Here is a 20873-nt window from a genome sequence, read left to right on the forward strand (position 1 = left end):
CAGTATAAAAATAGTGAAAAATTTTTCTAAGATATCACTGCTAGTTTCAGATTTATCAAGTGCAGCTATTTTGCGTGCATACTTAATAGCAACAGCCCTAAAAAGTTTAGAATATGAAGTTGAAATCATGGGTTTTTTATTTGGAGATGACTTATATCGAAAGTTACCATCCGAATTAAACGTTTATAATTTACCAGGTAAAAACTTTCCCGAGTTTTTTGGAGAAATTAATAAAATTTTGCCAAAAATAAATGGAGATATAATTTATGCTATCAAACCACAAATAGCAAGTTTTGGAGTTGCCCTATTAAAGAAAATATTCAGTAGAAAACCTTTAATTTTAGATATAGATGATTGGGAACTTAGCTGGCATGGTGGTGATAACTGGCATTATCGTCCTACACCCAAACAATTAGCTAGAGACTTGTTGAAACCAGACGGCGCACTCAAAAATCCTCATCATCCTTTATATGTGAAATGGATGGAAGGTTTGGTAAGTCGCGCTGATGTTGTGACGGTGCATACCAAATTTTTGCAGCAACGTTTTGGCGGTACATTTGTTCCTAATGGCAAAGATACTTCCTTATTTGATCCTGCTCAATATGATGCTGAGTCCAGCAGAAATCGTTATGGTTTAGCTGAATATCGGATTTTAATGTTTCCTGGTGCGCCAAGACCTTATAAAGGTTTAGAAGATGTTCTCATAGCGCTCGATAAAATTAATCAGCCAGACTTAAGATTAGTGATTGTAGGTGGTAGTCCTTATGATGATTATGATCAGCAACTTCAACAACAATGGGGACGTTGGATTATCAAATTACCAAAGTATCCAGCCGATGTTATGCCTGATTTGGTAGCAGCAGCTCACATTGTGGTTGTTCCCCAGCGAGATACCCCAGAAACTCGCGCTCAATTTCCCCTAAAGTTGACAGATGGTATGGCAATGGCTAAACCTATATTATCAACGCGCGTTGGAGATATTCCCCAAATTTTAGGTGATACTGGTTATTTAGTCGAGCCTGCTTGTCCTGAACAAATTGCTGAACAAATTCAATTGATATTTCAAGATTTAGAGTCAGCGAACCAGCAGGGTATCAAGGCAAGAGAAAGATGTGTGGAACACTATAGCATAGAGGCTATGGCTTCTACACTCAAGTCAGTAATTGCTCAGTTGTGAATAATATTAATAATTAAGTGAAATTGGCATAAAAATACCCAATGTCTACCAAAAAACTACTACTAAGATTCGCTAAACCCTATCCAGGTTTAATTCTGCTGACCATACTGTTAGGATTTTCTGGAGCTTTATTTAATGGGATCAGCACAGCTCTAATTGTGCCAGTAGTTTTAAAAATTGTGGGGCAAGAAGTAGATTTAAGTACCGCTCCTTCCATCCTTAAAACGATGCTTTCGCCGTTTGAAAATACTCCAGAGACTTACCGTATAGGAGTAATGGCTGGGGCAATTATATTCACAATTATTTTAAAAAACTTAGCTACTTATGCCAGTTCCTTAGCATCGAGTTCTTTAAGCCGAAAGCTGACAGCGGATATGCGAGAAGCCGGATTAAGGCTATTACTAGAAATTGATATAGATTATTATACAAAGACGAAGGTTGGTGATTTAATAAACCGTCTTGGTGGAGAAATTGGCCGAGCCGCAGGTGCTATAGGTACTATAGTCAAGATAGTTATCTTAATAATCACAATTTTAGTTTTTATCGGTTTGTTGCTGTCAATTTCTTGGCAGTTAACAATTGTTGCTACATTTTTGTTGTCGTTGGTGACGTTAGTAAATCAGTTTGCCATTTCTCGATCTAAGAATTTTGGTAAACAGCTCAGCGAGATGTCTAAAGCATATTCAGTTTCAGTACTGGAGACTTTGAACGGAATTCGGCTGGTAAAGGCGACGGGAAGTGAAAAAAAAGAATATCAACGGATTAAAAAATTAATTCGTGATCGCGAAAAAGCAGATTTCCAATCTCAGGTTAATTCGGAAGCGATCGCACCTCTGAGTGAGGTGATGGGTATTACAGCTTTACTGCTAATTGTACTTTTGAGCAAAACCTTCTTTGCTGCACAGGTTTCTTCTCTTTCTACTGTACTCCTGACATATTTATTAGTGCTGCTACGATTGCTGCCGTTGATTTCTCAGCTAAATACTATTCGCAGTAACTTTGCGAGTATTGCCGCCAGTGTGGATGTGGCAAATGAGTTTTTAAACCTGGACGATAAGCCGTTCATGAGCGAAGGTAAGCTTCCTTACACAAAATTAGAAAAGGGCGTGTCTTTTAATTCTCTTTGCTTTGCCTACCCTAGTCATGACAAATTGGTACTCAAAGATGTGAATTTATATTTACCGCGTGGCACGACCTTAGCATTAGTAGGCGGTTCTGGTGCTGGTAAATCTACTTTGGCAGACCTTTTACCCAGATTCTATGACCCCATAGCTGGCAGTATTACCATTGACGGCACCGATTTGCGGGAGTTTGATGTTATATCCCTGCGTAAGCGGATGGGAATTGTTAGTCAAGACACCTTTCTTTTTAATGACTCGGTATACAACAACATCGCCTATGGGCGACCAGAGGCTACTGATGATGAAATTTTGACAGCAGCCAAGCGGGCAAATGCCTACGAGTTTATTAGCAAATTGTCTGAGGGATTTGACACCTTGATTGGCGATCGCGGCGTGATGTTATCTGGTGGACAAAGGCAAAGATTAGCGATCGCCCGCGCACTCCTCCAAAATCCCGAAATTCTAATTTTAGATGAAGCCACCAGCGCTTTAGATACCGTTTCTGAACGGTTAGTCCAAACTGCACTCGATAATTTGAGTCGCGATCGTACCACCCTAGTAATTGCTCACCGCCTTTCCACAGTCCAAAAAGCCGATCAAATAGCCGTATTAGATCATGGACAGGTAGTAGAGGTGGGAACCCATGAAGAACTTTTACAAAAGGGTGCTTACTACTCACGCTTGTACTCAATGCAATTTAGCGATCGCCCTAATAAAAATTTGATGCAGACAAAAATCATTAAGGCAATGCGTCTAAACTCTAGAAAACTTGCTGAATATCTTGAAGCTACTAAACACAATCAAAGCTGGCTCCGCATCTCTCACGAAATGCGGACGCAGCTGAACTCGATGATTGGATTCCTGCGCTTATTACTCGATGATCTGGTAGACAATTCCCAGGAACGGCAGGAATTAATTGAACAATCTTACAAATCAGCCTGGAGAATTCTCAACACCATAGATGTTTTTGAGGATGTTATTAACTTGCAAATAAAGGGACGATTCATTTCAATTTCTGAGCAACACCAAGATGTTATGAGTAACTCTTATCAAAAATTTAATCATATCTCCATTGATTTTCGGACTTCTCTTAACCTGATCATTAGCTCTCTCCGCTCTCTATCTGATAATTTGATAGCCACCACAGAAGAACAAAATGGATTAATTACTGAAAGTTATGAATCTGCTATATGTCTGCTCGATAATTTAGAAAAATTTGAGAATAGTCTTGATGTCTAAAGTTATGAAAAATCCTGCTTTAAAAAAACACTATATTTTTTTCATCGGTGAAGAGCTTCCCCAGCCAGAGGCTCACCTAGTGCAGTCTACAAATGCAGCTAACGCCGCTGCCAACTTGGGATATTCAACAGTTTTGGTATACCCTGATAAAGGAGCAAAAGCGATTAATATAGCTAATCTAGCTCGGCCTTTTCAACCGAGAAAAACACCAATAGAACTTATTAAATATTACAACCTCCATGACAAGTTAAAAGTTGCACCTTTACCGATGCCTTGGCCAATTGACCATTTTCGGAGTAAATTTACTGACTCTAACACCATTGCCAGCAAGTATTATTTACCATTTCACATTCTTCCAACTACCAAACTAGTCCACAGTCGCAACTGGAATTTTGTAAAAGCTGCGATTAAAAATGGCGTTCCGGCAATTTATGAACACCACCACCACGAAGACAAGCCATTTGAGCCAGAAATTGTCACAAATCCGCTGCTGCAAATTGCTGTCACCGTTGTAGAAACCATTCGTGAAAGCATGATTAAAAATGGTATGCCACCAGAAAAAGTAATTAAGCTGCACAATGGGTTTAATAGATTATTTATGCAGAGACAACCAGAAAAAGCAGCAGAATGGCGTAAAAAACTATTACAAGACGAAAATCAATATTTGGTAGTATATGCGGGGGCGCTACAACAATTTAAAGGTATTGATTTACTAATTGATGTGGCTAATAAAATGCCTAATGTGCAATTTGCCTGTGCAGGTGGTAAGCCAACAGAAGTCGAATATTATCAGCAATTGGTAAAAGAAAAACAGGTTCATAATATTAAGTTTTTGGGTTATGTATTGCATAATGAGTTAGCATCTTTGCTACAAGCAGCCGATATTTTAGCTCACCCTCATTGTTCGGGAAAAGCGGCAACTTTTACATCTCCCTTAAAGCTATTTGACTACTTCGCTTCTGGAACTCCCATTGTCTCGACGGAAATTCCATCATTAGTTGAATTTCAAGATACTCAGGCGATCGCTGCTTGGTGTGAGCCAGATAACCCCAGCAAATTTGCCGAATGTCTAAAGCGGGTTTTAGAAACTCATCCCAGAAAGATAGAAGGTTATCCAGATAGTATCGAATTTGTCAGGCAGTTTTCTTGGGAAAATCGAGCGGCAAAAATCCTTAGTTATGTTGATGAATCTCTACTTCCCCAACTTATTGCGTAAGGAAAAATCGGTGAGATTAGGGAAAATAACTCATGAAAAATAATAACTAAAATGACTATGAAAACAGTAGGTATGATTAGCAGCTATCAAGGTTTAGAAACCAGAGCCGATTGGCTATGGCAACAAACCCCAAATCAATTTGGAGTTTGGGGCAATATCCAAATGCAAGCACTAGCAGACAAACCAGATTTTCTGCTGATGTATCAATTTGATTTTCCCCAAGCATCGCCACAAAAATCTTGGTTAGATAGTTTTCGCAAACGGCAGCAAAAATCAGTAGTAAATGTTGATTCTCTACTGCGTGGTGTCAACAAAGAACGGATTATTTATTCACTAAGAGAACCGCCTTTAGATGAAGTTGTCGAAACAACTAATTATAATTACCAACAAGCCCAGAAGTATTGTGGCTATGTTTCTGGCCCAGATGACTTTGCTCCCACTCCCAACTATATGCCTGCTATTTGGTATCACTCAAATTCATTTCAAGATTTAAATGAAATGCCACCGCCCCAAAAGGTTGCCCCATGTAGTTGGATTACTTCAGGAATTAGCCGCACAGTCAACCATCGCCAGCGTTTAGACTTTTTGCAGTCTCTACAATCTAGTGGCATGAAATTTGATTTGTATGGGCGTAACTTACCAGAATGGGCTAAAAAGTCGGGAGAACTAGGTAACAAATGGTATGGCATGGCACCATACTATTACAATCTGGCAATTGAAAATTATGCTGATAATAATTGGTATGTGAGTGAGAAACTTTGGGATAGTTTGCTTGCTTGGTGTCTACCAATTTACTATGGTGGCCCGGCTGCTGATAAATTATTGCCACCTGGGAGTTTTTTGCGGTTGCCAAGTTTAGATGAAAAAGGCATTGCTTACATCCAAGAAGTGACAGCTACACCTGATGCTTGGTATGCTGCCAAAGATGCGATCGCCGAAGCACGTCAAATCATCTTACACAAATTAAACCTGCTTAACTGGTTGTCAAACTTTGTTGATCAACACTCATAAATTATGAATGGTATTTGTACCCTTGGCAATGATTATGTTTTCGATCAACTGGTGGCTTTGCTCAACAGTATTGACGTAATATTGGGCGCAGAAACTCCTGTTTGTATCTATCCTTTCGATGATCAGACACAGCGAATTGCTGATGAAATAGCTAAACGTCCTAATGTATTTCTCTACGATAATCAAGAATCAATCAACCGCTGGGATCAATTTATGCTGACAGCAGCACCAGAACGATTGAATCGCAGTAAATCCCGCCTTTATGGCGCTCACCGTCGTTTTTGCGCTTTTGATGGGCCTTTCGATAAGTTTATCTATTTAGATGCAGATACCTTGGTGATGGACTCACTAGCGACAGTGTTTGAAAAGCTAGATAGTTATGATTTTGTTGTCTACGATTTCCAATTTAAAGACGTTAGTAAAATATATAATGTTAATTCTCCAAAATTACTAGAACTTTTCGAGCAAAAACGCATTGATTCTGAAATATTTTGCTCAGGCTTCTATGGCGCAAAACGGGGAGTTTTTAACTCTGAACAAAGAGATTGGCTGATATCAAATTTACAAAATGGTGAAGCGGAAATTTTGTATAGTGGGGCTGGCGAACAACCACTAATAAATTACATGGTAATGAGGTCTAATCTTTCTATTTATAACTTTGCTCGGCAACTACCAGATAATGAAAAAACAGGATGCTCTGCCACCTCTAAGCACTTCGAGGAACGAGAACATCTTCTTTATGACAAAGGTAATCGACTAACTTATCTCCATTACATTGGTATTCCTCCTAATATCAATCAAGCAGTCTGTGCTGGAGAAAATATTGAATTTCCCTATCGAGATTTATTTCTCTACTATCGTTATTTGCACGAACCAGAGAAGCGTCCAGTCTTTAAAAATCCTCCTAAGAGTTATAATAACGCTCCAACACCAAATTTACTTACAAGAGCTTTGCAAAAACTTAAATTAATTAACCAAGGATAATTTATGAGCAGAGGAATTTATATTGTTGCCAATGATCGTGTTATCGATAATGCGATCGCTTTACTCAATAGCATTCGTTACTTTGACCCAGAAGTAACCGTTTATCTTATACCTTTTAATGACAATTATCACAAGGTAGCACAACAGCTTGCTACTTTACACAACGTCCAAATTTTCCCAGATTTGGATCTTATTGATACATTTACCAAACGCATCGGAGAAATTTTTGATCGAGATTTCCTTGCCTTACCCAACAAAATGCGTAAACTGGTGGCGTGGTTTGGTCCTTTAGATGAATTTATTTATATTGATACGGATATTGTCGTTTTTGAAAAAATTGCCGACAATTTAGACAAACTTTCAGAAGTCGATTTCTTCTGTTGTGATTACCATCATGCCAATGACAAACTGCGAAATATCTTTTCCCCATTTGTGAAAGAGCAGCAAATTTTTTCAGATGCTCAACTTCAAGACGTTTTCAACAGCGGCTTTTGGGCTTCGAGAAAAGGGACAATTACCGAACAACAGATGGATGAAGCTTTGCGCGAATGTGCAATACACCGCGAATATTTCGATTTTTCTGAAGGAGTTACAGATCAACCAATTATAAATTATATTGTACTCAAACTAATTTCCAAACGTGGTAATCTCGTCAAAATCCCTGGGGGAGGACCTGGTAGTTGGGCAGGTTCGCAAAGTTTTCAACAGCAAGAATACGCTCTCTATGACCGAGGACAACGACTAAAATATCTGCACTGGGCTGGTACGCGGATGAAAGCTGGTAGTCCCTACTGGCAATTGTGGGAACACTATCGCTATCTCCATGAGGGTAAATTTGCTTTCTTTTCTAAACTAACTCGCCGTTTCTTTCCTTTTGTTCCTGCCCGCACTTAATATTAGGAGTATCCCAATGATTGATGGCATTTACGTCCTAGCGAATGATGTTGTGTATGACCAACTAGTTGCTTTACTTAATAGTATAGAAGCTAATGCTGGTAGACAAATTCCTGTTTGTGTAATTCCATATAATGAGCGGTTAGACAAGGTAAAGGCAGAGGTTGCAGCTAGAGATAATGTCACCTTATTTGAAGACTCTGCTTCCATAGCTCGCTGGGAGAATTTTGGCACTCGGATCTGGAAAGCTCATCCAAGAGCGTTAAAACTGTGGCAAGAATATGGCTTACCAGAAAACTATCGCATAGAAAGGCATCGAAAACTTTGCTGTCTGGATGGTCCTTTTAACAAGTTTATCTTCTTTGACGGAGATACGCTGTTGATGAAACCACTCGATGATATTTATCAAAAGTTAGATGAATATGATTGGGTCACAAATGACTTTCAATATAAATCGGATTTGGATTATATTTTTAACTGGACAGAAGATAAGCTAGAAAAAGTTTTTTCCCTAGAAAACATTCGTAAGCATATTTTTTGTTCTGGTTGGTTTGCTTCTAAAAAGGGTGTTTTTGACGATGCAATGTTAGCAAACCTACTAGAAAACTTAGAAGCAGGTGAAGCTGATGCACTGGCGTGGGCAGATTCCGATCAAACAGTTCTCAACTATTTAGTTTTACGAAGTAGAATCTCTTACTATAATTACGCCAAACACGGTTCAGCGACTGGTAACCACTGGACTTCTAAATTTGATGTGATAGATAATATTCTTTACGACCAAGGACAACCTCTGACCTACATTCACTATATGAGTGTATCTTCTTCAGATTTTACGAGGCTTTGCGCTGGTGAAGATGTTAATATTCCATATCGAGATGTGTTTTTGCATTATAGATATTTAAAGTCGCCAGAAAAAAGACCCAAAAGCTTTAAGCGTGAGAGTCCACTAATTCGTCTGCAAAAGACTACTACAAGTTTTTTAAATCAAAAAGTCAACAATATTAAGCTTAACTATCGTAACTTCAAGGATAGAATTACTAAATAATTAAGCAAAAATTAACTTAAAAGTTTTTTATTCAATTAGCTGCCATGTGAATCATCTCAACATAGCTTGACAGCAATTTATCCCAGCTAAAACGCTCATAAATGAAACGATGACGCTGATAAAATTCAGATTTATCTCCATTTTTAGATAGTACTTGACTAATTAAATCTGCCAAACTTCCTTCGTGTTTAAAATTGCCAAAATACCCTTCATTTTCAAAGGTGTAACGGGTGACGCCATAATCATGAACTATACAGGGTAAGCCGTATGACATTGCCTCTAAAAACACCCTTGCTAGTCCTTCGTGGAGGGAAGCTAACACGAAAGCATCTGCAATTTTATAGTAGTCTGCAACTTCATGAGAGGCTACGCTTCTGCCTTGAAAATTTTCAGCACCCAATAAGCTGTTACCCAGTTCAATAATTTCGGGTGTACTTCCATCCTGTTGTCCTAGCAGCAAAAGGTAAGGACGTGGTTCAGGTAAACTAGCAACTTCACGAATTAAATAATCCATGCGCTTATGCTTTTTGCTGATATAACCTACTGAAAGAATTAAAGGTGTTTTCTCAGGTAATCCTAGTTTATTTCTTAAAGCCTCTTTTTGATCAGGCAAAAGTATTTGTAACTCAGCAGGTATTTCCATCCCAGCAGTAACTAGAGTTTGTTTTTGAGCAGGTATCCCTGCTTTTAAACAATTCTGAAGATGCTGAGGAGCAACTTGTTGTATTAGGTCACAGTTGGCAAAAATGGGAGACTTTGATCCGAGTGGGCCACCATTACAAAAGAGTAATTTATAGCTTTGTTTGGTAAAACGCCGCCAATGTGCGAGGAAATCACCAATATCGTTATCACTAAAGTAAATTACATCTGGTTTCTCTGTTTGGATGTGTGGTATAAGACTGAAAAAAAAGGATATTTGCTCTACAATATAGGAACTAGTTTTAGTGTACTTAGCTATCCGACAGGCTGTTGTAGTATAACGGGGTAAATTCCACAAAGGAATTTCTTTTGCTTTTGCTTTTCCACCACCTTTAAAAAGGATTATATCTAGAGAAGGTTCTTTTGATAGTGTCTGAAATGCTTGTTCAGCAAAAGACTCATATCCCCGCATAACGTGACCAAGACCTGTACATATCAAAAAGACTTTAAGTTTCATGATTTTAATCTTTAGTTACAAATAATATGTTTAAAAAAATAGCTCAAGAATACGTTTAAAGACAGCAGAATCATACTGCTTGTTCCGATTTTAATCAAACACTATATTTACATACACAATATGGGTACTGACTACCGTAATAATACTTGTTTTTGTCGGATTACTAAATCCCATCCAAGCCATAATAGATGTAAGGACGTGATTAATGGAATCTTTACAAAGCCTTGACAAATCCTCATTCAAAAAATGTGAATGCTCACCATTAATAGTGAGCATTTGAGTCGATTTGTATATTAGTAAAGTGTCATAGATATGAATACAGTTCAGTTAATCAGAACTTAACCATATTGCTTTAAATCTATGACATTGAATCTAAGTCTAGAGATTGCATTCCTTCGCGTTCTATAAATGTCATCATACTTCCCAACTGCAACCACACTAATAAACAAGTAAACAGACTAATTGGTAGACCTACTCCTAAAGCCAATGAGGAAGGAAAGCCAAATATCTCTAAGCCTGAAGAGAGAAATAGACAAGTACCGCCAGTTATGCCGATAAATGGCACCAACAATTGTTTCAGCGAAGAACGCGGTTTAGTATTTTCTGTGCGCTCGCTTGGCCATTCCTGCACAATTACTTTCAAAGTACCAGATAATGCCAAACCAGATGTTAATGCTGTTAGAAAGCCAACAAGTAACAGAAAATAAGGTGGTTGCAGAGGAAAATAGTACATTAAAACTCCTGATTTATATTAAAGATTTTTTACTTTTTGTTTGCTGACTGGTTTCCAGCAAAAGGCTCAAGGAATGGAGCTTTTGGGAGGATAACCGCTGCGCCTTCTCTAGATAACTCTGTCAAAATACCGATCGCTATATTTAATAAACGATCCGGTTTTAAGTCATCTTTAACCAGGTTCCACAGACGTTGGATATCTTCGGTGTGAAGGCGGTCATCTTCGGTAATAGCAAGCACTAGTTGTCGCCGGAGAAACTTGCCTTCTTCCGACATTAAATATTGGAACCCCATCTGTGCTGTGGGCAACACATCAAAGTTGCTATCACTACGAGCGATCGCAATCAAATTCTCTAATCGCTGCCACTGAAATTTACCATCTTTGAATAACACATTCAATAATCGTCGCCGTAATTGGGGCGATTCTCCTGTCAGTAACTGCCGTGCTATGTAGGGATAACCCACTTCAACAATTTTGAAATTTGGGTTGAGGCTAAGGGCAATACCTTCTTGCGTAACAAGGGAACGAATAATCAAAGCAAACTTCGCCGGGACTCGGAAAGGATATTCGTACATCAGTTCCGAGAACTCATCGGTAATAGTTTTGAAGTTAAAATCCTTGACGTTTTTACCAATGGCGTTTCCTAGCACCGCTTCTAATGCTGGCACAATCGGGCAAATATTTGTGTCTGGAGCCAAAAACCCTAATTTTACAAAATCTTCGGCTAAGTCGGTGTAGTCTTTATTCACCAAATGTACTAGCGCATCCACCAGTGTTTCTTTGGTGGTTTCGTCCAACTGATCCATCATGCCAAAGTCAATATAGGCCATACGACCATCAGGTACAGCAAACAAATTGCCTGGATGGGGGTCAGCATGGAAGAAGCCGTGTTCTAAAAGCTGTTGCAATCCTGAGGTAACGCCAATTTGGATGATCGTCTCTGGGTCTAAACCTGCTTCGCGGATGCGTTCAGTATCTGTCAGCTTGAAGCCATTAATCCATTCCAGGGTTAAAACGTGGGTATTTGTATAACGCCAGTAAATGCCTGGAACTTTAACTTGGGGGTCGTTGCGGAAGTTGCTAGCAAATTTTTCGGCGTTGCGGCCTTCATTAATATAATCGATTTCCTCAAATAACTTCGTGCCAAACTCGTCCACGATTAAAGTTAGGTCGTGTCCAAGATTGAGAGGCAACCAAGGAGCTACCCAACTCGCAGCCCACCGGAATATATAGAGGTCGCGTGTGAGGAGCGGGCGTAAGTTGGGGCGTTGGACTTTTACTGCAACTTCTTCGCCGCTGATCAGACGACCACGATATACTTGACCCAAGCTAGCAGCAGCTACTGGGTTAGGTGACAACTCACTAAAATTTTCGTGGATGGGACGGTCTAGTTCAGTTTCAATAATCTGGTAAGCGATCGCATTATCGAAAGCTGGTAACTGGTCTTGTAACTTCACCAGCTCTTGTAAGAAATCTTTGCGTATTAGGTCAGGTCTGGTGGAAAGAGATTGACCAACTTTAATAAAAGTCGGTCCGAGGCGGGTGAGCAGTTCTCGCAACTGGATAGCTCGCTTACCCTTGTTTTGCTCAACTTTATCTTGCCATTCGTCCCACTTGAGACTGAATATAAATCCTGCAAAAGACCAGCTAATTCTCAGCAGTCGCCCCCAGGCTAGCCAGGGACGGTAACTATAGTAGCGAGCGATCGCATCTGGATTATAGAGTTTTAGCTCGGCAGGTTGATACTGACCCACGCCTTTATTTGCCTCTTCAACTGGGAAGTTTACAATGATTGCTTGTCTCCTGCCCCACAAATTAGTTGTAGTTACAGGATAACGGTAGTCTTTTATCTAAAACAACTAGAACTTTACCCTTTTGGGATGCTGCTCGAGGCGATTAAAGCCTATGTTAGTGCCTAGATTTGTTTATCTTTATTCTTAATTATACTTTATAAAACTACAACTACTTATCCAAGTTTCAGATGATTTTATATTTTCTTAACTATATTTTATGTAGATATAAATATTTACCTATGTATACAAATTTAAGGAGGATGTAATAACTGAGTAACCATGTTTGCTATTAGCTACATATAGCAGTAGTAAGTAGGTCAACTTAATTAAACATAAAACGCTCAGGGAATCTTGGTATTATATTTATTTACACCTATCTACTTAAGTAGAAAATAAAATATTCTATGTGTCCACAATAACCATCAAATAAAAATAAACTTTTGCCAAAGAGTGTATATTTAGAAGCTTTTTGATTGATTATGTGATGCAAATTTATAATAAAAATTACAGCGTTAAGCACAACTTTGGCAATTGGTAGTGGTTTTGCCACAATTACCAATTACCAATTAGCTGCTATTTAGATTTGGCCTCCAAGTTCTCTAAACGGCTTCTCAATTCCTGGTTTTGTTGTTTGAGTTGGTCGAAATCTTCACGCAATTGACGCAGGTTTTTTTCTGAGCCAATGTTTTTTTGCACCTTGGAAATTTCTTCTTCAGCATAGCGACGTACACGCCCATCGGCTGTTTGTTCGACTAGCGATCGCAAAATCCCGACTGCTTTGGGTGTTTCCATTTGTCCTAATGCTGCTGCTACTGACACTTGCGTTAAAAAGAAGGTTTCTTTGGCTAGTTCTGTTAATTTTTCTAAAATCCGTTCTAAATTAACTGGACTTTGACCTACAGAAATCTTTCCTAAGGCGCGAATTGTGGCTAAACGTAGGGGTTGTGGTACACCGAGTTTGGTGTATTCGATCAACAGATTTAAAGCTGCTTCCGAGGTTTTGAATTCAGCTAAACCAGCAACTGCACCACTCCGCACGACTTCATTCCAACCCGCTTTTTCTTCTAAAACGCCTTTCAGCAGCTTTAATACCTTGTCTTCCTTGGGTTTTTCTTCTAAGTTTGATGAGGCGATTGCTCCGATCACACGAGAAGCTGCTGCTTCCACGTAGTAGCTGGGATCGCCTTTTTGCAACAGCCCTCTCACAACTTTATAGCTTTCAGCAGTTTTGATTTGAGCAAGTGCTTCTACTACAGATCGTCGCACATAAGCATTTTTATCTTTTAACCCAGGAACTAAGCCATCAAAGGCTTGGTCTAAATTAATTTGGGCTAGTTGTTTCGCTACTTCCACACGTACACCCCGCAACGGGTCATTTTTTAGTGACGCAGACAGTGCAATGGTAGCTTCTAACCCGCCTTTTTTCGCCAAAGCTTCCGCTGCATAAATGCGCGAAATCGGGTCGGGATCAAATTCTAACTGTGCCTTTAACTCCGGTATTGCATACTCTAAAGTTACTGTTTTCAGGTAATTATTTCCAACGTCAAAACTGATAAATTTGGGCTTATTTTCTAGAGGAAAATAGAAGCTTTGTTCACGTTCATTTACCCGCACTACAAAAGTTTTGAGTAGTGAGTCCTGAGTGCTGAATTTGGAATTATTTTTAACTTCTAACTCCTCACTTTTCGCTTCTTGTTCGGTATAGCCAAAACCGATAGGTATTTTTAAATCAAATAAATCCTTACTGACATTTTTATCTTCAGCAGCTTGCGTTTGAGTTACTGTAATTTTTGCCAAATTAGCATCCCCATCCCAAGAGTAAGCCACTTTAAAATCGGGATGACCGCCACGATAAACGTATTGGTCAAAGAGAAACAAAAGATTACGTCCGGTTGCCTTTTCAATCGCCCTGAGTAAGTCTACTGTTTCTACAGTTTTGTGGGCATTATCTTGGACAAATGTTTGAATTGCCTGCCAAAACAACTCATCTCCCAATTGGGATCGAATCATATGATAAACACAAGACCCTTTTTCGTAAATGTGGCGATCGTAAAGTTCAATAGCTTCTCGGTAAACGTGCGTTACCATTGGCCGGCGATACCGGCTGCTATCTTCACTAATGTAACGACGAGCTTCCAATAAACGATAGTAAGCTGCTTCTTGGAGACTATATTCCTGTTCCGTCCACATTACCTCAGAATAGGAAGCCATTCCTTCCTTAATCCAAGCATGAGACCAATGCTTAATTACCACCAAATCACCAAACCACTGGTGTGCGAGTTCGTGGACGACTAAACTTTCAGTATTACGGTTATCTAAGGCGGCGCGTTCATCCAGCAAGCATCTATCTGTTAACAGAGTTGTGGAAGTGTTTTCCATGCCGCCAAAGATGAAGTCATCGACGCAAACTTGGGCGTATTTCGGGAAAGGATATGGATAACCATACTTTTGGCTCAAAAATTCGATCATGCGGGGAGTTTTGCCCATGCTGCGTTTAGCATCTTCTTCCCGTCCCTTTTCTACGTAGTAAGTGACTGGTTTCCCGTTCCACTCATCCCGAATCTCCGCAAAGTCACCTACTGCCAAAGTCATTAAGTAGGTGGGATGAACTTGTTGCTGTAACCAATGGTAGATTTTGTAATCAGCATCTTCTGTGGTGTCAATCAGTTCGCCGTTGGAAATCGCAACGAGAGGGTTGGGAACACGCACGCGAATTTCCGAAGTAGACAGTTGTCCTGGATAGTCGAAGCAGGGGAACCAAAAGCGAGAGTCTTCGTCTTCGCCCTGAGTCCAAACTTGAGTGGGCTTGTTTGGGTAGTGCTTGTCTGGTTGAATAAAATAAATGCCGCGTTGTGGTTTTGCCACCGAGTAGGCGATCGCAATCAGCAAGCGTTTACCAATTTGGGTCGCTTCAGAAAGTTGGATGGAAAGCTGTTCCCCGTCGTAGTCAAAATTTTGTGGCACTTCATCCACCTGCACAGACTCGATATTCAGGCTGACAGCATCCAAAATCAATCGATCAATGCCATTACGAATTGGTAAAAGGCGAATGTTACAACTGCCCTGATAGCAAAGCTTTGGAATATCCAAGCTGAGATCGAGAAAAATATGCTCTACCTGTCCGGGGCGATCGGGGTTGTAGTGTGGTCTTGCTCCCGGTAACTCAAAAGCTTTTTGTTCGTTATTATCTGTATCAAAATAATACTTCGACATTGATCCTTACTGACCTTGTAATCCTGAAAAGTCTGGCTTGGCTGGTGGATGTAGTCCTGAGTGCTGAGTCCTGAGTCCTGAGTGAATTAAGAAGTACCCAGGATTTGTGTACTTTGGTTTTAGCCCCTTGTGGGCGGTCTTTCAACTCAGCACTCTTCATTTTTCCTGATATTTTGCACTTTTTTGTCATCGAGTCAAGAGTCTCTTGCACCTCGATAGATTCTCATTAAGTACAAATACTCCTAATTATTCTTATAACTTAGGATAGCTTGTCGCTATTGAGTAGCATATTTGTTTAAGATGAACAGCATATCATTTGCTGACTGGCTCCTCATCCCATTAAAGTATTTTTTGGAGTAATTTTAGACCGCTAACTTATAGGACTTCTAATTTTATCAGTAAATACCGATGGATTATCGAAAATTATTAATAAATCCGAAAACTCTACAATGACACTTGTATAAATCTCGGTGACAATCTGAGTAAAAGAGGATAATAAAATGCCTGAAAGTAAATCAAAATTTCTCATTCCTGCTGTTGGCGCTGCTGTAGTTGTAGCAGGAAGTATAGCGGCTTATACATATTTTAAAAGCCCATCATCAGGTAGTTCAGACGCTCTAGCCAGTGCTAAAGTAGTACCTTCAACAGCGTTGATGGCAGCTTATATTACTACTGATACTGAAGCTTGGGCAAAGTTACAACAGTTTGGCACTCCAGAAGCTCAAAAGTTAGTGGCAAAAGGTCTGGAAGATTTCAATAAGCAAATGTTCAGTGAGAGTAACGTTTCTTATGAAAAAGACATAAAGCCTTGGGCTGGTGGTGTAATGATTGCTCTACTGCCACCAAATCCTGTCAAACCGGCGCAGTTAACTGTGCCGTCTGAGACACCTAATGTACCAACAAATTTACAGCAGCAATCAAATATCCTGATCGTGGTGGGAATCAAGGACAAACTCAGTGCCTTGAATTTTGCTAATAAATTGAAGTCACAAAAAGGGGTGAAATTCCAGGAATCTGACTACCAAGGTGAAAAAATTGTCGAAACTACAGAAAAAGGTAAGCCGACGTATAGCGTAGTTTTAAATAATAGCCAGTTGGTATTAGCCCCCGAAAAGCAAGCTGTAGAAAAAGCAATTGACACATTTAAGGGACAGTCTTCTTTTGCTAGTAAAGAAGGTGCTGGTACTATTCTCAGCAAAGGAGTGGATGTCAAAAACAGCCTCGCCCAAATTTATATACCAGACTATGCAGGGATGGTACAGCAATTAATCGCCGCAAGTCCACAGGCAAAGCAGTTACCCCCACAAACCTTGACGCAACTCAAGCAGATAAAATCTGTGGTGGCAGGTGTTGGGGTTGATGATGCAGGAGTGCGGGTAAAAGCGATCGCTAATTTAGATCCGCAACTAAATAAATTTCAGTATCAATCAAGTCCTGGGAATATAGTTGGGCAATTTCCGATTGATACCTTTGCTCTGATTAGCGGAAATGGCATCAGCCGTGGTTGGACAACGGTAGTAGAACAGTCAAAAGATTATCCAGAAATGAAGCAAGCTCTGGAACAAGTGCGCGGACAACTGAAATTTGTCAATATTGACCTAGATAAAGACATTTTTGGCTGGATGAATGGAGAATTTGCCTTTGGGGCGATTCCATCAAATCAAGGAGTGTTAGCGAGTGTTGGTTTTGGAGGTGCTTTAGTATTTGATACTAGCGATCGCAAAACTGCCGAAGCCACCTTGACAAAATTGGATAGCCTCGCCAAAACCCAACAAATCAACATCGCCAACAGAAGTATCGGTGGTAAAGACGTAACTGAATGGCAAATCCCCCGACAAGGAGCTTTATTAGCTCATGGTTGGCTGGATCAAGATACTGTATTTGTAGCTGTTGGTGGCCCAATTGCTGAGGCGATGGGCGATGGCAAAAATACATCTCTCGACAATAGCGACGCTTTCAAAGCCGTTACTGGTTCTTTGCAAAAGCCCAACGGTGGTTATTTCTATCTAGATATGGACAAAACTAAAACTGTACCCATGCTCAATAGTTTGATCTCATCTAACCCCGATACCATTACCATCCTGGGTTCCATTCGTGGTTTTGGTGTTACCGCCACTAGCCCCGATAAATCTACTAGTGAATTGGAGATGTTGTTAGCTCTCAAGCCGAATACTCCAAAATAGTTTCAGTGGGATTCAGACAAAGCAAGTAGCAATGCCAAGAAACATGGTGTGTCTTTTGAAGAAGCTGTCACAATTTTCGGAGATCCACTAGCTGTTACAATTCCTGACCCTGACCACTCAATAGGTGAATTCCGTCTTATTACGACAGGTCAGTCGAGGTTGCAAAGGCTTTTGGTTGTGTCCCACACGGAGCGAGAGGGTGAGGTGCGATTAATTAGTGCTCGTTTAGCCACTCGACAGGAAAGAAGAAGCTATGAGTCAGGAACCTGAAATAACAGCCAATGATGAGATGAGAGCTGAGTACGATTTCTCCGGCGGTGTTCGTGGCAAGTACTATGAAGCTTATGTGCAATCAAGTAATGTTGTGGTTCTTGATCCAGATGTAGCAGAGATATTTCGAGATTCGGCTTCCGTCAATGAAGCATTACGATTGCTTGCGAAGATTGCGAAGTCTGTCACGATCTAACAATCCCGTTGTATCGGCCTTTGGAGATGCGAAGCTCGGCGCGCCAGATGTCAAGTTTCAATTTGCATCTAGACTACTGTCCAGCAAGTATGTCATAAGTACAAAAGGCTGTTAACTGCAAACTGATTTATGACTGCTGCTGTAAACACTAATCTTGGTTTAGCTTCCCGCTTGGTGAATGGCATACTGGCAATCCAGCCTTTAGCCAACCTAGCCAAGCATCAAGCTAGACAAATGATGATTAAACGTGCCGAGAAAATTGGTGTGCCTTGGACGCAAGAAGTCGAAACACTACAAGCGCGTGATTGGAAGGCTGATCTAGCTCAAGTAGAAAATCCTCAGCTTTCCTACCCAGAATACTACCTCAGCTCATTCCATGCCTACGAAACCGGAAATCTCAGTTGGCAAGCCGCTTTTGAGGTAGAACCTGCTGCCTACGCTGTTCACGCTAAGATTTGGCAGGGCGCTCAAGCGCAGGGTGATCCCATGCTGCGCCAAAGTTACCACAATATCCTGAAAAGTCAAATCCCGAATGAGCCGCAAGATATCTTAGATGTCGGGTGTAGTGTTGGCTTGAGTAGTTTTGCCCTACAAGCAGTTTATTCTCAAGCTAAAATTACCGGCTTGGACTTATCTTCTTACTTCTTAGCAGTTGCCAATTACCGCGCCCAACAACGTCAAGCTAAAATAAACTGGCTTCATGCCCAAGCTGAATCTACGGGACTACCCGATGCCTCGTTTGATTTAGTCTCGATTTTCCTGATGTGCCACGAATTACCGCAATCAGCAACCCGACAGATTTTAGCTGAAATGCGGCGCGTGCTGCGTCCAGGTGGATACTTGGCAATCATGGACATGAATCCCAAATCTGAAGTTTACCAGAAGATGCCAGCTTACATTTTGACGTTGCTCAAAAGTACTGAACCGTATTTAGATGAATATTTCGCTTTGGATATTGAGCAGACTATTGTTGAGGCGGGTTTCCAAACTCCTATTATCACTAACAATAGCCACCGTCATCGTACAGCGATCGCTCAGGTGAGTGGTTGATTTTTCTCTACTACTGTGGGCAGCAACACCACCGTTGCTGCTGCTAGGCTACTACTATTACCGGGTGGCATTCGCTCCACCTCTGTTATATTTACTGATGTTCTTGATCATCGGGGCAATATCTGGCATCTTAGCCCTTAGCCTCGAATGGATTTTTGAAATCGTAGCCAACTCTTTTGTTGACTGGCATCAGATCGAACGTTGGCTTCCTGGTATAGCCTTGCGCCAGCTTGTGGAAGTAGGTTCAATTGAAGAAGGCTGCAAATTGGCAGCAGTTGTTGTCCCAACTTGTTATCTACAACGCAGGTATAGATTATTTCAGTCTACTGTTTTCCTTTTCACCATAGCCGTTGCCCTTGGATTCACTGCCGAAGAGAACTGGATTTACCTTTTCCACGATACCGCATCAATTCTTGACCGGATTATCGGCACACCAGTCCACGTCATGTTTTCTGCACCTTGGGGATATGCTTTAGGAATCTATATTTCTTCCCACACTCGGTTAAATCGAGACAGGAATTTCATTTTTTGGGCTTGGCTAAATTCTGTAATCTGTCATGCCCTAGTTAATGTCCTATCTAGTGCTGGACGTTACTCAATACCCCTACGTTTCCTTACTTATGGTTTATTTCCGTTTCTATTGTGGATGTTTTGGCGACTGGAACAATTACTGCGAAAAGTGCAAGGTAAACCTGTAATTACCCTGATTTCAAACCGTACACCCCAGCTTCGTTATTTACAAAGGAGTTTAGTACTGTTTGCTCTCGTGCTGGGTGGAAATGCTATTTTTGGGCTATTTCTGTTAGCCAGAACTCTTAGTCCTTTAAGTCCGTCGAAGCTTTTTGACAGTGATATTTTGTGGTTTATACTTACTCGGTTTTTGCTAAATCTCTTTTTTGGAGTTTTAGCTTGGGGCATTTATCGTTATTTGCGACATTCCGCCCGTCGTCGGTATTTTTAAAATATGATTTAGGAAAATGCTAGGGGGTTTCTATGCAAACGACTCCAGTGCGTTGGACGACTGCTGATCTAGAGTTCTTTGCTAGCGATCGCAGGAATCGCTATGAGATTATTGATGGAGAGCTATTTGTGACTAAAGCACCTAACTGGGATCATCAAACAAGCTGCGGCAATATTGTTACAGTTCTTAATAATTGGTCAGATGAAACTGATTTAGGTAAAGCTGCGATCGCACCTGGAATTATTTTCTCAGATTCTGACAATGTGATCCCTGATGTGGTGTGGGCAAGTCACGAACGCTTAAAATACCTGCTAGATGAAGCTGGACACCTGACGGGTGCACCAGAGTTAGTAGTAGAGGTTTTATCTCCCGGTGCAAAAAATGAGAAACGCGACCGAGAAACAAAGCTAAAGCTTTACTCAGTGCAAGGGGTTCAGGAATATTGGATTTGCGATTCTATACAAAAGAAAGTTGAAGTTTATCGTCGTGAGCAGGCTGCATTAAAGTTAGCAGTTACTTTATTTAGTCAAGATGAATTGACAAGTCCTTTGCTACCTGGTTTCAACTGCTTAGTTAGTAAACTTTTTTAGTTGGGCATTGGGCATTGGGCATGGAGCATGGGGATGATATA

At 40.5% G+C, this 20873-nt stretch carries 16 protein-coding genes and 1 pseudogene; 13 read left to right on the forward strand and 4 right to left on the reverse strand.

Annotated elements, in window-relative coordinates; translation table 11 throughout:
- The first annotated feature begins 13 nt into the window (after positions 1-13).
- From ACEW80_RS08155 to ACEW80_RS08185, 7 genes are read left to right on the forward strand one after another with little or no spacing between them, the layout of a single operon-like run.
- Complete coding sequence (locus tag ACEW80_RS08155) at positions 14-1177, forward strand: glycosyltransferase family 4 protein (protein WP_373526108.1); 1164 nt, start codon at positions 14-16, stop codon at positions 1175-1177.
- A 41-nt stretch (positions 1178-1218) separates the two neighbouring features.
- Positions 1219-3537, forward strand: coding sequence for an ATP-binding cassette domain-containing protein (locus tag ACEW80_RS08160; protein ID WP_373526109.1), 2319 nt, complete (start codon positions 1219-1221; stop codon positions 3535-3537).
- Positions 3538-3541: 4 nt separating this feature from the next.
- Entirely contained in the window at positions 3542-4753 is a 1212-nt protein-coding gene (locus tag ACEW80_RS08165) for a glycosyltransferase family 4 protein (protein ID WP_373526130.1), read from the forward strand.
- Between the two features lie 51 nt (positions 4754-4804).
- Entirely contained in the window at positions 4805-5764 is a 960-nt protein-coding gene (locus ACEW80_RS08170; RefSeq protein ID WP_373526110.1) for a glycosyltransferase family 10 domain-containing protein, read from the forward strand.
- A 3-nt stretch (positions 5765-5767) separates the two neighbouring features.
- Positions 5768-6748 carry an Npun_R2821/Npun_R2822 family protein gene (locus ACEW80_RS08175; RefSeq protein WP_373526111.1) on the forward strand — a complete coding sequence of 327 codons (981 nt, stop codon included), beginning with the start codon at positions 5768-5770 and terminating at the stop codon, positions 6746-6748.
- Between the two features lie 3 nt (positions 6749-6751).
- Positions 6752-7642, forward strand: a complete 891-nt coding sequence (locus tag ACEW80_RS08180) for an Npun_R2821/Npun_R2822 family protein (protein WP_373526112.1) — start codon at positions 6752-6754, stop codon at positions 7640-7642.
- Positions 7643-7658: 16 nt separating this feature from the next.
- Positions 7659-8687 (forward strand): Npun_R2821/Npun_R2822 family protein, encoded by a 1029-nt coding sequence (locus ACEW80_RS08185; protein WP_373526113.1) that lies wholly within the window; start codon positions 7659-7661, stop codon positions 8685-8687.
- A gap of 31 nt (positions 8688-8718) precedes the next feature.
- Here ACEW80_RS08185 and ACEW80_RS08190 read toward each other — a convergent pair whose 3' ends face one another.
- From ACEW80_RS08190 to ACEW80_RS08205, 4 genes are all read right to left on the reverse strand, one after another.
- On the reverse strand, positions 8719-9843 hold the full coding sequence (locus tag ACEW80_RS08190) for a glycosyltransferase family 4 protein (RefSeq protein WP_373526114.1): 1125 nt from the start codon (positions 9841-9843) through the stop codon (positions 8719-8721).
- A 358-nt stretch (positions 9844-10201) separates the two neighbouring features.
- Entirely contained in the window at positions 10202-10576 is a 375-nt protein-coding gene (locus tag ACEW80_RS08195; RefSeq protein WP_373526115.1) for a hypothetical protein, read from the reverse strand.
- Positions 10577-10605: 29 nt separating this feature from the next.
- Positions 10606-12330, reverse strand: coding sequence for an ABC1 kinase family protein (locus ACEW80_RS08200; RefSeq protein WP_373526116.1), 1725 nt, complete (start codon positions 12328-12330; stop codon positions 10606-10608).
- 612 nt (positions 12331-12942) lie between these two features.
- On the reverse strand, positions 12943-15582 hold the full coding sequence (locus ACEW80_RS08205) for a M1 family aminopeptidase (protein WP_373526117.1): 2640 nt from the start codon (positions 15580-15582) through the stop codon (positions 12943-12945).
- A 500-nt stretch (positions 15583-16082) separates the two neighbouring features.
- Here ACEW80_RS08205 and ACEW80_RS08210 point away from each other — a divergent pair, with 500 nt between their 5' ends.
- The 6 genes and pseudogenes from ACEW80_RS08210 to ACEW80_RS08235 all read left to right on the forward strand — a co-directional run bounded on the left by ACEW80_RS08210 (position 16083) and on the right by ACEW80_RS08235 (position 20832).
- Complete coding sequence (locus tag ACEW80_RS08210; RefSeq protein WP_373526118.1) at positions 16083-17765, forward strand: DUF3352 domain-containing protein; 1683 nt, start codon at positions 16083-16085, stop codon at positions 17763-17765.
- An 18-nt stretch (positions 17766-17783) separates the two neighbouring features.
- Positions 17784-18035: pseudogene (locus tag ACEW80_RS08215) on the forward strand (BrnT family toxin); the annotation flags it as partial.
- A gap of 19 nt (positions 18036-18054) precedes the next feature.
- Positions 18055-18231, forward strand: a complete 177-nt coding sequence (locus ACEW80_RS08220) for a hypothetical protein (protein WP_373526119.1) — start codon at positions 18055-18057, stop codon at positions 18229-18231.
- A gap of 129 nt (positions 18232-18360) precedes the next feature.
- Complete coding sequence (locus ACEW80_RS08225; RefSeq protein ID WP_373526120.1) at positions 18361-19281, forward strand: class I SAM-dependent methyltransferase; 921 nt, start codon at positions 18361-18363, stop codon at positions 19279-19281.
- Complete coding sequence (locus ACEW80_RS08230) at positions 19274-20242, forward strand: PrsW family intramembrane metalloprotease (RefSeq protein ID WP_373526121.1); 969 nt, start codon at positions 19274-19276, stop codon at positions 20240-20242. Before ACEW80_RS08225 ends, ACEW80_RS08230 begins: the two co-directional genes overlap by 8 nt.
- Before the next feature lie 32 nt (positions 20243-20274).
- On the forward strand, positions 20275-20832 hold the full coding sequence (locus ACEW80_RS08235; protein ID WP_373526122.1) for a Uma2 family endonuclease: 558 nt from the start codon (positions 20275-20277) through the stop codon (positions 20830-20832).
- The last annotated feature ends 41 nt before the right edge of the window (positions 20833-20873 follow it).

Origin of the sequence: Nostoc sp., assembly GCF_041747015.1 — a bacterium.
Taxonomy (GTDB): Bacteria; Cyanobacteriota; Cyanobacteriia; order Cyanobacteriales; family Nostocaceae; genus Nostoc.

What these genes read in the sequence shown, in the direction of transcription:
- ACEW80_RS08210 (WP_373526118.1), top strand. Translation starts at nt 16,083, where the DNA reads ATGCCTGAAAGTAAATCAAAATTTCTCATTCCTGCTGTTGGCGCTGCT.
- ACEW80_RS08175 (WP_373526111.1), top strand. Translation starts at nt 5,768, where the DNA reads ATGAATGGTATTTGTACCCTTGGCAATGATTATGTTTTCGATCAACTG.
- ACEW80_RS08160 (WP_373526109.1), top strand. Translation starts at nt 1,219, where the DNA reads ATGTCTACCAAAAAACTACTACTAAGATTCGCTAAACCCTATCCAGGT.
- ACEW80_RS08220 (WP_373526119.1), top strand. Translation starts at nt 18,055, where the DNA reads ATGAGAGCTGAGTACGATTTCTCCGGCGGTGTTCGTGGCAAGTACTAT.
- ACEW80_RS08235 (WP_373526122.1), top strand. Translation starts at nt 20,275, where the DNA reads ATGCAAACGACTCCAGTGCGTTGGACGACTGCTGATCTAGAGTTCTTT.
- ACEW80_RS08205 (WP_373526117.1), bottom strand. Translation starts at nt 15,582, where the DNA reads ATGTCGAAGTATTATTTTGATACAGATAATAACGAACAAAAAGCTTTT.
- ACEW80_RS08190 (WP_373526114.1), bottom strand. Translation starts at nt 9,843, where the DNA reads ATGAAACTTAAAGTCTTTTTGATATGTACAGGTCTTGGTCACGTTATG.
- ACEW80_RS08170 (WP_373526110.1), top strand. Translation starts at nt 4,805, where the DNA reads ATGACTATGAAAACAGTAGGTATGATTAGCAGCTATCAAGGTTTAGAA.
- ACEW80_RS08180 (WP_373526112.1), top strand. Translation starts at nt 6,752, where the DNA reads ATGAGCAGAGGAATTTATATTGTTGCCAATGATCGTGTTATCGATAAT.
- ACEW80_RS08185 (WP_373526113.1), top strand. Translation starts at nt 7,659, where the DNA reads ATGATTGATGGCATTTACGTCCTAGCGAATGATGTTGTGTATGACCAA.
- ACEW80_RS08165 (WP_373526130.1), top strand. Translation starts at nt 3,542, where the DNA reads ATGAAAAATCCTGCTTTAAAAAAACACTATATTTTTTTCATCGGTGAA.
- ACEW80_RS08225 (WP_373526120.1), top strand. Translation starts at nt 18,361, where the DNA reads ATGACTGCTGCTGTAAACACTAATCTTGGTTTAGCTTCCCGCTTGGTG.
- ACEW80_RS08195 (WP_373526115.1), bottom strand. Translation starts at nt 10,576, where the DNA reads ATGTACTATTTTCCTCTGCAACCACCTTATTTTCTGTTACTTGTTGGC.